The organism is Dickeya oryzae (assembly GCF_020406815.2).
Taxonomy (GTDB): domain Bacteria; phylum Pseudomonadota; class Gammaproteobacteria; order Enterobacterales; family Enterobacteriaceae; genus Dickeya; species Dickeya oryzae.
Genome location: NZ_CP162670.1, coordinates 2572661 through 2587633, shown reverse-complemented (window position 1 = coordinate 2587633; position 14973 = coordinate 2572661). Strand labels below are relative to the sequence as shown.

11 protein-coding genes are annotated in these 14973 nt (G+C 54.6%); 1 reads left to right on the top strand and 10 read right to left on the bottom strand.

Translation table 11 applies throughout. From position 1 onward, the window contains the following. Positions 1–191 precede the first annotated feature (191 nt). Together LF929_RS11410 and LF929_RS11405 are read right to left on the bottom strand one after the other, a co-directional pair. A complete protein-coding gene (locus LF929_RS11410; RefSeq protein WP_226093528.1) occupies positions 192–1346 on the bottom strand; it encodes a PLP-dependent aspartate aminotransferase family protein in 1155 nt (384 codons plus the stop codon). A 30-nt stretch (positions 1347–1376) separates the two neighbouring features. Continuing rightward, positions 1377–2744 (bottom strand): cystathionine beta-synthase, encoded by a 1368-nt coding sequence (locus LF929_RS11405; protein ID WP_210174973.1) that lies wholly within the window; start codon positions 2742–2744, stop codon positions 1377–1379. A 280-nt stretch (positions 2745–3024) separates the two neighbouring features. On the opposite strand from LF929_RS11405, the gene LF929_RS11400 reads away from it, so the two are divergent. After that, positions 3025–4431, top strand: a complete 1407-nt coding sequence (locus LF929_RS11400; RefSeq protein WP_368678940.1) for an MmgE/PrpD family protein — start codon at positions 3025–3027, stop codon at positions 4429–4431. 17 nt (positions 4432–4448) lie between these two features. On the opposite strand, the gene LF929_RS11395 is transcribed toward LF929_RS11400, so the two are convergent. The 8 genes from LF929_RS11395 to sctS all read right to left on the bottom strand — a co-directional run bounded on the left by LF929_RS11395 (position 4449) and on the right by sctS (position 14971). Continuing rightward, complete coding sequence (locus LF929_RS11395) at positions 4449–5279, bottom strand: transporter substrate-binding domain-containing protein (RefSeq protein WP_226093526.1); 831 nt, start codon at positions 5277–5279, stop codon at positions 4449–4451. Between the two features lie 324 nt (positions 5280–5603). Further along, entirely contained in the window at positions 5604–7559 is a 1956-nt protein-coding gene (locus LF929_RS11390; protein ID WP_226093525.1) for a methyl-accepting chemotaxis protein, read from the bottom strand. 578 nt (positions 7560–8137) lie between these two features. Continuing rightward, positions 8138–10111: a methyl-accepting chemotaxis protein gene (locus LF929_RS11385; RefSeq protein ID WP_226093524.1), complete on the bottom strand. Its 1974-nt coding sequence runs from the start codon at positions 10109–10111 to the stop codon at positions 8138–8140. 643 nt (positions 10112–10754) lie between these two features. Next, positions 10755–11984: a peptide antibiotic transporter SbmA gene (gene sbmA, locus LF929_RS11380; protein ID WP_210174978.1), complete on the bottom strand. Its 1230-nt coding sequence runs from the start codon at positions 11982–11984 to the stop codon at positions 10755–10757. 194 nt (positions 11985–12178) lie between these two features. After that, positions 12179–12670: an OsmC family protein gene (locus tag LF929_RS11375; RefSeq protein ID WP_210177612.1), complete on the bottom strand. Its 492-nt coding sequence runs from the start codon at positions 12668–12670 to the stop codon at positions 12179–12181. A 113-nt stretch (positions 12671–12783) separates the two neighbouring features. Next, positions 12784–13863 (bottom strand): type III secretion system export apparatus subunit SctU, encoded by a 1080-nt coding sequence (gene sctU, locus LF929_RS11370; protein WP_210177613.1) that lies wholly within the window; start codon positions 13861–13863, stop codon positions 12784–12786. 36 nt (positions 13864–13899) lie between these two features. Then, positions 13900–14703: a type III secretion system export apparatus subunit SctT gene (sctT, locus tag LF929_RS11365; RefSeq protein ID WP_210177614.1), complete on the bottom strand. Its 804-nt coding sequence runs from the start codon at positions 14701–14703 to the stop codon at positions 13900–13902. A 7-nt stretch (positions 14704–14710) separates the two neighbouring features. Next, complete coding sequence (gene sctS, locus LF929_RS11360; protein WP_016942342.1) at positions 14711–14971, bottom strand: type III secretion system export apparatus subunit SctS; 261 nt, start codon at positions 14969–14971, stop codon at positions 14711–14713. Between the last annotated feature and the right edge of the window lie 2 nt (positions 14972–14973).

The following is a 14973-nucleotide window of genomic DNA, read 5'->3' as shown; positions in this document are numbered from 1 at the left end:
GTGAACTCGACTACGATATTGTTATATCGATGGTGCTTTTTATATTCTCAGCATCTTAGCAGCCGAAAAATGTGATAAGTAAATGCTAAAAAAGCGGATTGATAGCCGATTTTTAGCTAAGGAAAGCGGGAAATTCGCTGAAGTTGCGGGCAGAAAAATCGGGCTGTCGATGACAGCCCTGATACGCGGGATTACGCCGTCTGGCCGGTTAACGCCTGTCGGATGTCATTAATCAGGTCTTCTACATTTTCGATACCGACTGACAGGCGCAGCAACTGCGGCGTGATACCGAGGTGCAGACGCTGTTCCAGCGGCAAGGAGGCATGGGTCATGTTGAAGGGTTGGCTGATCAGGCTTTCTACGCCGCCCAGACTTTCCGCCAGCGTAAACAGCTGGGTGCGCTTGATCACCGTGCTGGCGTACTCGGCGTCGCCACGCAGCCTGACGCTTATCATGCCGCCGAACGCACTCATTTGCTGACGCGCCAGCGCATGTTGCGGGTGAGAAGGCAGGCCGGGGTAGTACACCTGTTCCACCTGCGGCTGTTGTTCCAGCCAGCGCGCCAGCGTCAGCGCGTTGTCGCTATGGCGTGCCAGGCGCAGCGCCAGTGTGCGGATACCGCGCAGTGTCAGGAAGCTGCTGAACGGATCGAGTACCCCGCCCACCGCATTTTGCAAAAACGCCAGTTGCGCTGCCAGTTCTTTGTCCCGCCCGACCACTGCCAGCCCGGCGACCACGTCCGAGTGGCCGTTCAGATATTTGGTGGCCGAGTGCACCACGATGTCAAAGCCCAACTCCAGCGGGCGTTGTAAAGCCGGAGAGGCAAAGGTGTTATCCGCTACGCTTATCACGCCGTGGCGCTGGGCTAGCTCGGCGATGGCGCGGAGATCCGCCAGCTTCAACAACGGATTGGTGGGGGTTTCCACCCAGATCATCCGGGTCTGCGGGGTGATCGCCTGCTCCAGCGTGCTCAGGTCGGTCGGGTCGACATAGGTGACGCTTAGCCCGGCGGTGCGTTTGCGCACCCGGTCCAGCAATCGCCAGGTGCCGCCGTAAATGTCATCCACTGCGACGATATGGCTACCCTGATCGAGCAGTTCCAGTATGGTGGCGCTGGCCGCCAGTCCGGAAGCGAAAGCAAAACCCTGAATACCGCCTTCCAGCGCGGCGATGTTGGCTTCCAGCGCGTGACGGGTCGGGTTACCGCTGCGTGAGTATTCGTAGCCGGTATGCTGGCCGGGAGCTGGCTGGGCAAAGGTTGAGGTAGCGTAAATTGCTGGCATGACTGCGCCGGTGCTGTCTGGGGTGTAGCCAGCGTGAACGGTCAGCGTGTCGAAATGGCTCATGATAAATCCTTGTGGTAAACGGTAGAAAGATCAGCGCACCAGATGCCGCCAGTGATTGAGCACATCGGTGCGGGTAATCAGGCCGAGGAAGCGCTGGCCGTCCAGAACGATGGCGACATGACCGCGATCAAACGTGGTCAGCAGGTGATCGAACGAGGCGTCTTTCTGCAGGGTGTTGACCTGATCGGTCATCGCATCACGGGCGGTCAGCGAGAAATGGCGCGGGTTGGCTTTGAGATTGTTGAGCAGGTCCCACTCATCAATCACCCCGACTACCCGGTCGTGTTCCAGCACCGGCAACTGGGAAATGTCGTACAGCCGCATGCGGGCATGCACGATCGCCAACGAGTCATCAGGGGAGACAGACACGGTAGCGCCTTCATTATGGCGATAGGTGATCAGATCGCGCAGGTCGCCCAGCGGTGGGCGTTGAATTAACCCTTGCTCAATCATCCAGTAGTCGTTGAACATCTTCGACAGGTACTTGTTGCCGCTGTCGCAAACCAGCGTCACCACCCGGCGCGGTTCGGTTTGGGCGCGGCAGTAGCGTAGCGCCGCCGCCAGCAGTGTGCCACTGGAGGATCCGGCCAGCACACCTTCTTTGAGTAGCAGTTCGCGGGCGGCCTGAAACGATTCCTGATCGCTGATGGCGTAGGCCTGTTTTACCTGACTGAAGTTAGCCAGCGCTGGCAAAAAGTCCTCGCCAATGCCCTCCACCAGCCAACTGCCCGCGTCGCCAATTGTGCCTTGTCGTACATAGTCAGTCAGGATAGAACCGGCCGGGTCGGCCAGTACCAGTTCGGTTTTCGGTGATACGTCGGCAAAGTAACGACTCAGTCCACCCAGTGTTCCGCCGGAGCCGACGCCAACCACAATCGCGTCAATGTCATGCTCCATCTGCTGCCACAATTCCGGCGCGGTGGTGCGGTAGTGGGCCTGAGGATTGGCAGGATTATTAAACTGGTCGATATAGAACGCACCGGGGATCTCGTTTGCCAGCCGTTGCGCATAGTCCTGATAATAGTCCGGGTGGCCTTTGGCGACGTCAGATCGGGTCAGGCGTACATCGACACCGAGTGCGCGCAGATGGAAGATTTTCTCCCGGCTCATTTTGTCCGGTACCACCAGAATCAACTGGTAGCCTTTGATAGCCGCCACCAGTGCCAGCCCCAGCCCGGTATTGCCAGCGGTGGCTTCGATCAGCGTGCCGCCAGGCTGTAGTTTTCCCTGCTGTTCTGCCGCTTCAATCATGGATAACGCCACACGATCTTTTATCGAGCCGCCGGGATTCTGGTTTTCCAGCTTGGCGAATAACCGGCAAGGGCCGGTATCAAACTGCGTCAGCTCCAGCAACGGGGTGTTGCCGATCAGGCTGAGCACGGATGTAGGAATAGACATAGTCATCACCTCGGATCATAACGAGGTGCACATGGTAGAGCTCAGGCATAACAGCATGAAAATAATATAATTGACCATCTATATGTGATTTTTAGAAATAAAATTCTGTTTGGCGGTAAAGCCATACAGCCTGATAGCCATGCAGCGGTATATCCATCCGCTGATGAAACGACGGGTTATCACCTTTGGTTTCAACGGTGGCGAAAATGGCATAAAGCAGTTGGAAAACGCAGTGTTATCATCAAGCGCCACCCCCTGACGCCGACCGGAATCTGGACCGATGACCTCTTTGCACGCGACCTCCACGATCACCCTGACGCTGGCCCGCTTTGCCTGCCAGCTTACGCCAGAGGCGATCCCTGTGGTCTGGCGGCGAAAAATCCTGCTACATCTGCTGGATGCGCTGGGCTGCGGCGTCGCCGGGCTGGAAAGCGAGGTGTTTTTGCAAGCGCAACGCATGGCGCGTCAGCAATATGCGGTGGGAACATCGCCGGTGCTGGGAAGCCGGGATGGGCTGTCAGCGCTGGGAGCCGCATTTGTCAATTCGGTGGCGATGAACGCGCTGGATTATGACGATGGATTTGAACGAGAGGGTCGCGGTATGGGGCACCCTGGCGCGACGTTGGTGGCGGCGGCATTGGCTGCATTGGACGGACGGCGGATATCCGGCGCGCAGTTGTTATGTGCGCTGGTCGCCGCCTGGGAAATCAATGGCCGCGTGATCCTGTCTCAGCAGCCCAGCCCGGAACGTTTTCAGCAGGTGTACGGCGTGTGCCAGCATCAGTCGCTCGGTGCGGCGGTCGCATTCGGTCTGCTCTGCGGCTGCGATGCCGCCGGGCTGGAGAACGCTATCGGGCTGGCGGCATCGCTGACCCCACTGCCGGGACTACACAAGTACAACTGGCAGCAGAGACCGCTGGTGGCGTTGAAGGATTACAACGCACCGGCGACGGAAGCCGGGGTGCGCGGGGTGCTGCTGCACCGGGACGGTATCATCGGGCCGCGCGACGTGCTGGCAGGCGAACAGGGGTTCTGGCGCATGGCAGGCTCTGACCAATGTGATGCCTCGCTACTGGTTGATGGACTGGGGGACGTGTGGCGATTGCGCCATGCCAGTATCAAACGCTACCCGGTTTGCCGTTGGATGCACACTGCACTGGCGGCGTTTGAGCAACTGCTGGCGCAGCAGGCGCTGTCGCCGGAGCGGATCACGCAGATTCAGGTCATTGGCAGCCGGACGCTGGTAGCGCAATTCGCCGATACGCAGGTGTTGAGCGAAACCGATGCCCAGTTCAGACCGCTGGCGTTGGCCTGCCTGGCTTACGGCATTCCCCTACAGAACTGGAGCGACGCGACCACGCGGCAGCGTGCGACATTGCTGGCGTTTGCCCGGCGGGTCGAGTTAGTGGTGGATAACGAATTGGAACGGTTGATGGCGGTACAGCGGCGGCCTGTCAGCCGGGTGAGGGTGAACGTTGACGGGCAGTGGTTGAACGCGCCGACAGTGGATTATCCACCGGGGTGTGAAGAGAACCCGATGGCAGAAGCGGAGATTGTGCGCAAGTGCCGCGACAATCTGTCGCGGCGACTGGGGGATAGTGAGAGCGAGCGCCTTATTGATGCGCTGCTCAGTCTGGAGCGCCAGCCGGATGCAGGGGCGCTGCTGGCACCACTGTTTGCTGGCTGACGTTCCTCGTTTGTCGCTTATTTCCACGCTTCGCGGATCACTGGCGGCACCTTGCTGATGTCCACGCCGCGGGCTTTCAGTGCCTGTTCGTAGAACTGCTGAATCTGGCCGGATTGATAGAGTTTGCCGAATTCGTCGTTGAGGAACTGATGGAAGGTTGGGTCGCTTTCCTTACGGATAGCGCCGCTGGTACTGACCGCCACGATAGGCTTTGGCAGTATCAGGTTACCCTTGCCGACTTTAGCCTGTTGCAACGCCAGCGCTGGATGGAAATAGGACAACGCGTCTACCCGACCGGCATAAAACGCCGCCACGCCTTCATCCATGTTGGGGAAACGCACCAGTTGCGCTTTCGGCAGATTTTTGGTCAGCAGCAAATCCGGACTGGAGCCCAGCGTGACGCCGATTTTGATATCCGGCCGGTTGAGGTCTTCCCAGTCGGTGACATTGATGCCATCGCGCACCAGTACCCCCTGGGCATACCAAAAGAAAGGTTGCTCCGGAAAATCGACCGCTTTTTTGCGCTCATCAGTGGGGTCAAGTACCAGCATGGTATCGATCTGGCCGGTTTGCAGGGCGGCGATCGCGTTGCCCCAGGTGGTTTCTACCGCCACCAGCTTGACCCCAAGGTCTTTCGCCAGCACCTTACCAACCTGATAGCCGATGCCATCCCATTCGCCGGTTGCCGCGTTCTTGAAATACCAGGGTTCGCCCTGCGCTACACCGATACGCAGTTCGCCGGTTTGTTTGATGTGCTGCCAGGTGGAGGTCGGCGTTTCGGCCTGAACCAGCCAGGGCGCGGCGGCCAGCGCCAGCGCGGCAATCATGTTGCGAAAAGATAACGTCATAATGTCCCCGTGTGTGAATGGTTAAGCGCCTGAATCAGCGGGGATGTTACGTGTCAGTGTGGGCCTGGCTACGCTGCCCATCCCCCGATAAAACCAGGCGTTGGATTAATCAATAAATAAAAGGTGAACACCGTGCACGCCATCAGCGAATTTCATAAATAATGCTTTAATATCATTAACATGGTGGAGGCGTGCTTAGGCAGTATTGCAGGAAATCGGCGCGACATTAAATGCGAAGAATGACAGAGCTTATGCGCAGGGCGGCAAATGGAAGTCATGACATAAGGCGGGCGTTGCCCGCCATGATGAGACGGATGCTATCGGTCAGAACGATTCCCACTCATCTTTTGCCGCAGGCGAGTGAGACCCGGCTGTTGCAGTGGCCAGCATCAGCGGTTTTTTCGCGCCGAGGGTACCGGGGGCCTGGCGGGTAACGCGCTGGGCGTCACTATCACCGAGGCGGAAAATCGACACCGCCTGTTCCAGTGCCTGAGCCTGCTCTTCCAGTGAGTTAGCTGCCGCGGACGATTGCTCCACCAGCGCGGCGTTTTGCTGGGTGGTGGCGTCCATTTCGGCGACGGCGCTTGAGATCTGGTTAATCCCTCGGCTCTGCTCATCAGACGCAGAAGCAATTTCGCCCATAATGTCATGAACATGGGAGATAGAACGAATGATCTCATCCATCGTCTTACCGGCACTTTCCACCTGGGTGGAACCGGTATTGACCCGGGTGACTGACTCGTTGATCAGGGTTTCTATCTCTTTAGCGGCCTGCGCGCTACGCTGGGCCAGACTGCGCACTTCGCCCGCCACCACAGCAAAACCACGGCCTTGCTCACCAGCACGCGCGGCTTCCACCGCGGCATTCAGCGCCAGGATATTGGTCTGAAAGGCGATACCGTTGATAACCGAGGTGATTTCGGAAATACGTCGGGAACTGGTGGCGATTTCATTCATGGTGCTGACGACGTTGGTGACGATTTCACCGCCTTTAGTGGCGTTATTGGCGGCGTCGGCGGCCAGTTGTGAGGCGTGATGCGCGTTATCGGCGTTCTGCTTCACCGTGGAGGTTAACTGCTCCATACTGGCGGCGGTTTCCACGACGGCAGCAGACTGCTGCTCAGTGCGTGAGGAGAGGTCAGTGTTACCCGCTGCGATTTCCGATGCGGCGGACGCCACGTTATTTACGCCTTCACGAATGCTTCCTATCATGCCGCGCAGTTTATGGTTCATCTGGTTCATTGCCGTCATCAATTGGCCCAACTCATCGCGCCGGTTGACGGTAATGGTGGCGGTCAGGTCACCCTGGGCAATCTGTTCGGCCATCGACAGGCTTTGACGCAATGGCTGCGTAATCAATAAGGTGATGCGCCAGGCCAGTAACACGCCGATGGCGATAATCGCCAGGCCGATAACCCACTGCTCGTATTGGGACTGGCGGGTAATGTTATCCACCTTGCTTAATTGCGCTTCATAAAGCTGTGTCGTTGCCTGATTCAGCACCAACGCGATATCCGCTATACGCTGAGAGGCCGTGTTTTCCTCCTGATACGCGGTCATATAAAGGCTGATATCTCTGTCGTAGGTGGCGAACAACTGCCAGGCCTGATTGAGCCACGCCTGTTGTTCTGCATCGTACTGTGGCAGAGCTTGTGTGAGGGTATGCTGTGCGGTGCTCAGTGCCTTGCGAAGTGCGGTTTCATGTTCACCAGAGGGGGTTAGTGTCAGCTCATGCGCGGTATCTTTAATGTCAGACAGCGACTCATGGATGTATAGGAACTCCAGTCTCAATTCCAGTGGCAACATGGCGCTGTTGAATTGTTTGCGCAGGGTATCAATGACGTTGCTGATGGTATTCTGCGATAACTTTTGGCCGATAGCATCCCGCTTTTGGCTGGCGGTGAGCAGGTTTCCCCGTACCGTATTATATTCCTTACTGGCCTGGGTTATTTTATCCAGCAGAATACGGGTATCGGCATCCCATTTCAGCGTTTCTGCCGTGTTTAGCAATTGCGTTATTTTATTCAGCAATTCGCTGTTTTTATTTAGGGCAGCATAATCGTGGGTATATTGAAAGCGCAGACGTTCCAGTTTAGCATCTTCCAAGTGACTATTGATACTATTACTGATAATCGATTTTTGTGAGTAGGCGTCAATATTACGAAAACCATTTATTCCAGACAGCATGATAATGATGGCCATCAATAATATTAACCCGAATCCCAGAGCCAGCTTTACGCCGACCTTGAGATTGTTATAAGCACCAAAAACAGTATTCATTGGTCCTTCCTTTCTTGATTTGCCAGAGAAATGATGAGGAAAAAACCGATTTCAATAATTAAGGCTTCAGAACCTCAGTGCTGAAGCTGTGTTTTATTATTATGGTTACGCTAATCTGTAATCGTTACTGTGAGTGAGCGGCTCTGTAAGCGGACGATTACGGCCCGAAACTCATGGCTTATCCATCTCACAGGGGAAGGCAATGTAATAGCTATACTTTCATAACATAGTATTAAAAAGTGATTTTATCAATGGATTACTGAAAAATGAGATACCGATTATTGATGTCTGATGCCTCATCCATTTTTTGAGATATTTCCAAATGGAATACCCAAAAAAGTAATCATGGGCGTGACAATACGCAGTGATAGTCTTTACGTTGCGTCGTTGGTGGAGGCATGTTAGCGCTCAACATACGCTGCTGGAAAATAAATGGGCGATACAAGGCAGGGAATCTAAACACAGCATGGCGGTTTATTGCCATGCTGTGTGGTGTGTACCAACAATCGTCGTGATCAAACGTAGTAAAAATTAACCGACACCGTTATCAAAACGGATTAGAACGACATCAAAACGGATTAGAACGACTCCCAGTCATCTTTGGTTGAGGTTGATGAAGGTTTCACCGTAGCAGACGCTTTGGTAGCTGATTTCCCCAACATGAATGGCGTTTTGGTACTGGTCGTGTTGCGTTGTCTTGCTGGTGATACCGTAGCATTGTCATGGCTGGTCCGGAAAAACGACACTGCGTGCTCCAGCACCTGAGCCTGCTCTTCCAGTGAATTGGCTGCGGCGGAAGATTGCTCCACCAGCGCGGCGTTTTGCTGGGTGGTGGCATCCATTTCGGAGACAGCGGTAGAGATCTGGTTGATGCCACGGCTCTGTTCATCGGAGGCGGAGGCAATCTCATCCATGATGTCATGCACATGGGAGATGGAACGGATGATTTCATCCATTGTCTTACCGGCGTTTTCCACCTGGGTGGAACCGGTATTGACCCGGGTGACCGACTCGTTGATCAGCGTTTCTATCTCTTTAGCGGCCTGCGCGCTACGCTGGGCCAGACTGCGCACTTCGCCTGCTACCACGGCGAAACCCCGGCCCTGTTCACCGGCACGCGCGGCTTCCACGGCGGCGTTCAGCGCCAGAATATTGGTCTGGAAGGCGATACCGTTGATAACCGAGGTGATGTCGGAAATACGCCGGGAACTGACGGCGATTTCATTCATGGTGCTGACCACGTTAGTGACGATTTCGCCGCCGCGGGTCGCATTAGCGGAGGCATCGGCAGCCAGTTGTGAAGCGTGATGCGCGTTATCGGCGTTCTGTTTCACCGTGGAGGTTAACTGCTCCATGCTGGCGGCGGTTTCCACCACGGCGGCAGACTGCTGCTCAGTACGTGAGGAGAGGTCGGTGTTACCGGCCGCGATTTCCGACGCGGCTGACGCCACGTTGCTCACGCCTTCACGAATTTCGCCGATCATCTCACGCAGTTTATGGTTCATCTCCGCCATTGCAGACATCAGCATTCCCAGTTCATCGCGGCGAACAACGGTGATGGAAGCCGTCAGGTCGCCCTGGGCAATCCGTTCAGCTATCGACAGACTCTGGTGCAGCGGACGGGTAATCTGCAACGTGATACGCCAGGCCATCAGGACCCCGATAGCGATAATCACCAGACCGGTCAGCAATAATTGCCACTGTGAACTGGCGGTGGTGTTGCTGACCAGCGCTAACTGACCGGCATATAAATCGTTGGAGGCGTTATCCAGAATGACGGCCGCACCGCTCATGGTGCTGGTGGCGGCGCTTTCATTACGCAAAGCAGCCATGTACTCGTCAATGTAGCCGTTATAGGCGGAAAAGAAACGCCAGGCCTGGTTCAACCAGCCTTGCTGTTCCGTACTGAATTTCGGCAGGCTTTGAGTGAGTGCGGCCTGTGCGCTGCTAAGCGTTTTACGCAGGTTGGATTCAGTTTGTGCGGAAGGGGTCAGCAGCAACTCATGTGCCATATCGCGGATATCTGCCAGCTGTTCGTACAGCGTGATAAATTCCAGCTGTAATTCCGGTGTCTGCGTACTGGCACTGAATTGGGTGCGTAGTGTACTCAGTACACTGGCGCTGCTGTCCTGGTTGAATTTTTGCGCCACGGCATCACGCTGCTTGCTGGCGCTGATCAGCGCTTCTCTTCCTGGCACATAGACGTTGTAGGCGGTATTGAGTTGATCGAGCAGCTTGCGTGCATCAGGACTCCAGGTGAACTGGTTGGCCTGCTTCAGTGATTCGCTCACTTTTGCCATCAGGGTGCCCACTTTCTCTATTGAGCTGTAGTCATGGGTATATTGGAAATTGAGGCGGGCGCGTCTGGCATCGTTCAGGTTATTATTAATGTCATTACTGATAATGGATTTGTTGACGTAAGCGTCAATATTACGAAAACCATTTACCCCGGATAGCATGATAAAGGCGGACATAACTAAAATGAGTCCAAACCCTATTGCCAGTTTACTACCAACCTTCAGATTGTTATAGGTATGCATAATAGTATTCATTAAGGTTTCCTACAGAGCTAAATATGTTGACAATACAGATCAACAGAGAATGACCATCTGTTAACGTCCGTGTTTTTCAAAAATACAGAGATGGGTTTCTTTCGCGAGGAGAAAAACGTGTGAATCTTATCACATTTTTTAGAGTTATAAATACTTGCTAACATAATGAAATCAGAGGTTGTTTGTGTTTCTTATTCCAGTTTTGTTTTTTTCTACCGGTATTCTGTTCGCAGGTTGTTAAATGTTTTCGTGTACTAGTTAGATGATGTATTGGTCGTGGTTTTATCTGCTCTCTTTTTCAAAAAATTATTTTTAAATAGCCTGACTAAGTCATATTTTTTCATTTTGTTGTTGGTCGAGAAAATAATGTGATTCTTCCGATAAAGAAAAAATAATCAGGGGGAGGGCAGTCACTCTCATTTTGAAGTATGAAGGGTATACACCCCGAATAATTCGGAACTGATAATATGCGCTATACAGTCTACTATATAATGCGCTATCTCTCGCTATCGGTGGTAAGTGGGATTGGGCATGCTCATTCAGGTATGGCGGAGAAGGGGATCAACAGAATAAAGGCTGTGGTGAGAGAATCCCGGTTCTGTGCTGCCTGGCCGACTGGCTACACAGAACCGGGGTGCGGTTATCAGACGCCGGACGTGGCATCCGCCGCGTCGGTAACTATCGGCACGTCCTTAATCACCGATTCGAAACTACGCAGACGTTTATAAATCGACATCAGCTCGACGATGGTGGTCCACGAGTTAATCAGGTACTGGAATGAGCTACGCACCTGATCGAACACGTTGGTTATCTGGTTCATCAGACCGAGCGTCAGACTACCTGCGACGATCGACGGCAGCAGCATGATAATGCCGAACACATTGTCGGTTTGCAGATAGAGCACCCGTGCAATATTGAAATAGGTGTAGTGGAAATAGAGGCGGAAATAGTTTTTCCGTACATTGGAGAACAGCTGCTTTACCGTCGGCGGCGTGGCACGGTTGGCGTCGTCTTCACCATAGACCAGCTCTTTACGATAGGCGGCTTCCACACGCTGGTTGTTAAACTCCAGCCCCGGCAGTTTGATGCCGATAAACGCCAGCAAGCCCGTCCCTGCCAGCGACCAGACAATCGCTGCAATCACCAGACCATAAGGCACTTCGCCAATCAACGGCAAGGTTTTGACATGGGATGAGAGGCTGACCAGCACCGGTAAAAAGGCTATCAACGTCATCAATGATTTCACCAGGTCGACACCCAGGCTTTCCACGGTGGAGGCAAAGCGCATGGTGTCTTCCTGAATACGCTGGGCCGCCCCTTCAATGTTCCGCAAGGACTGCCAGTGCGAAGAGTAATAATCATTCATCGCGGTACGCCAGCGAAAGACATAATGGCTGACGAAAAAAAGGTTCATCACGCCTACGGTGACGGCCGTTAGCGCAATCCCCAGGAAAATCAGCAACTCTTTGTAAAATGCCTGAATCGTCACCGCGTTAGGGGCACTGAGCGCTTTTTGGATCAGGTCATAAAAAGGGCCATACCAGTCGTTTACCGCCACCCCGATCTCCACCGAAAAGTAGGTAACGAAAATAATCAGTGAGGTTCCCAGAATAGACCAGCGTTGCCAGGGGTGGGGACGTAATAGCGCCCAGGCTCCCGCGAAAAGGCAGACGCACAGCAGGTAATAACCGTAAAACCACAAAAAGGCAGGCGACCAAAACCGGGCGGCCCCGTGCGGCAATGGCTCGCTGATGTGCAGCAGGCTGTCACCCAGCGGGCGTCCCCAGCCGTACCAGATGATGACGGCCACCAGCGACCAGATCAGCGCAGAAGAAAAAAACCACTTGGGGTTGGGAAAAAACGACTTGAACATAAGCGCACTTTGTATCCGTAACAGGAGAATAATTGCCGTAATAGCAAATATTTAACCTAAGTGCAGGATTATATTGAAACGATTTTTGACTGGGGAGCGGCTTTCTTTACGCTGCAATGAGCAAGGTGACGCAGGAATGAGCAGGGCACAGAGATGGCGCGGCGGCGACAGGCGCAGATATCGCCGCCGTGGTATTACTGGCGGGGCGAGGGCGCGTCGACCACGATGTCCGGCTGGTGGGTGACGGCAAAATTGACCGAGCGGGCGATAAAGCACATCTCATGGGCCTGATGATGTAACGCGAGCGCGGTCTGCGCGTCGCTGTCGGCGCTGATCACCACACGCGGACGCAGCGTGACCGACAGAAACTGCCCGGCACCGCCAGCCTCTTCCACCATTTCCCCTTCCGCCCGATCGTCGTAGGCCACCACCGTGACGCCGCTTCCCGCACACAACCCGAGATACCACAGCTTGTGGCAGGCGGACAGCGACGCGACCAGTAGCTCTTCCGGATTCCAGCGCGTCGGATCTCCGCGGAAACTCGGGTCGGATGAGCCGGGCAGCGTCGGTTTGCCCGGCGCGCAGATATCATGGTCGCGACTGTAGCTGCGATAACTTGTAGTGCCGGTGCCCTGATTGCCGGTCCAACTGACCTGGACCTGATAGCGATGAATTTTGTCTGCCATGCAGCCCTCGTGTTTCGATTAAGAAATACCCGACTGTAGTGTAACAGTGTAACAGTGTAACAGGCGATGGCACCGATGACATGACGACAGCGAACGGCGACGCGCGGTGTCCCTTAGCCCATCTCAATAACATCCTGGGGCGGCAGATCGTTATCCAACTGGCGTAATACCCGATAGACCTGTGCAACCGACTGTAACGTATGGCGTGGAATGTAATGACCCTCGGGGACCCGATACAGGGTTCGCGCCAGCCAGATAAAGCGGATAACCGGCACATTGGCGTGCTGCGCGCGGGCGATGAGTGCTTTGGCCTGTTCGTCTTCCCCCTTGAGTAGAATGCGTGGTAATGGCGTTTTGCCGGGGCGATAGCACAGCGCTACCGCATAGTGTGTTGGGTTAACCAGCAGCAGGTCAGCATCCTCGATGCTGGGTTTGGCGCGAGGGCTGGCCGGTTCGTTGAGGATTTCCTGTGCTACCGATTTGCGATGCCCCTTCATGTGGGGGTCGCCTTCCGAATTTTTGAACTCGTTACGAATATCTTCATGACTCATGCGTTGCTGCTTGAGGAAGTAGTATTTTTGCAAACCGAAGTCGAGTATCGCCAGCGCCAGCAGTGAGGACAGGGTGGTGCGCGCCACACTTTTCAGTACACTCTCCACACCTTTCCAGAAGGCGGTCAGGTCGCCATAGGCTAACTCCACCAGCCATTCCAACTGCGGTATGACGACGAGCCAGAACACCAGCCCGATGGTGGTTGCCTTCATGATTGTGGTCAGTATGTCGGTGAGCTTGCGCATCGTGAACATTTGCTTGATTTGATTGACCGGGTTAAGGCGGTTGAAATCGATTTTTAGCGCTTCTACGGCGAACAGCGGGCCGTACTGGATCCAACCGCCGACAATACGCATCAACAACGCCACACTGATGGTTAACAGGCAGAAAGTGCCCAGCAGTGATAACGCTTCGCTGAACACTTCATTAGCGGCATGGCCGAACGGGTCAGACAGACGGCTCAGCGGCAATTGCATTAATGCCTGTAGTTTGCTCATGCCGTTATCGGTCAGCGTCAGAATCATCTCCAGTAGTGCAAAGCTAATCAGCAGTTTGGGAACATCCTGACTTTGACCGACTTCCCCTTTTTTGCGCGCATCCTGCAATTTCTTGGGGGTGGGTTTTTCGGTTTTTTCGCTCATCCCGGCACCTTAGGGGTTAATCGTCGTATGCAGCGCTCAGGGCGACACCTGAAAGAACAGCGGAAACAGGTGTTTCAGGTCGGCCAGCGCCTTGAGCCGGCCTTCACCGAGAAACTGCAACACCGGCATGTAGAGCACGAAGAATGCCATTCCGGCCAGACACTTGGCCGGGGCGGACAGCACGTAGACCTGCAATTGCGGGCTGTAAAGACTGAGAATGGCGATACTGAATTCCAGCAACAGTAATAACGTCACCAGCGGACCGGCATACACGATCATGTGTTGGAAGGTGTCGTTGAGCAGACCGAGATAGGTGTGAAAACCCAGTTCCGATAACGGCGGCAGAAAATCCAATGCTGGCCATAGCCGGTAACTGTCCCACAGTAATTGCGTGAAGCCGGAAAACCCGATGGTGATAATCAGCAGCAGGGTAAACAGCTCTTTCATCATGTGGCCGAGCGGGGTGGCATCGCTACCCAGCGCCGGGTTGAGCTGGCCGCCGGTCAGCGCGCCGCGCTGGTTGTCGAACAGCGCGCCAACAGATTCAAACAACCAGAACGGCATGGCCAGCACCACCCCCAGCAACAATCCAATGACCAGCTCTTTGAGCAACAGCGCGGGTAGCATGGGCCAGGTTATCGTGGTGGTTAACATGTGTTGCTGGATAGCAGCGGCCGGGACTAGCGCGATGGCAAGGGCCACCGCGTTGCGCAGCATGCCTTTGATGACGGTGAAAGAGAACAACGGCACCAGAAACAGGCATGGATACAACCGGGCTACACCGAGCGTCAGTGCGTAAATAAAGTCGTAAAGAGACTGGAGGGTGGCAAGAGAGAGCATCGTCACCTCAGGCCCGGATTTGTTCGATCATATTAAAAGCCATGACCGCCAGTTGGATTAACTCAACGCCTATCCAGCGACCGGTCATGGCCAACACCAACCCCACTGCCACCAGTTTGACGGCAAAAGGCAACGTCTGGTCCTGCAACTGCATCACCGCCTGTAGCAGTGAAATCAGTACACCGACCACCACCGCGACCAGCAACGGCGGCGCAGACAGCATCACCACCAACACCATCGCCTGTCGGAACAGCGTGAGCGTTTCCATGA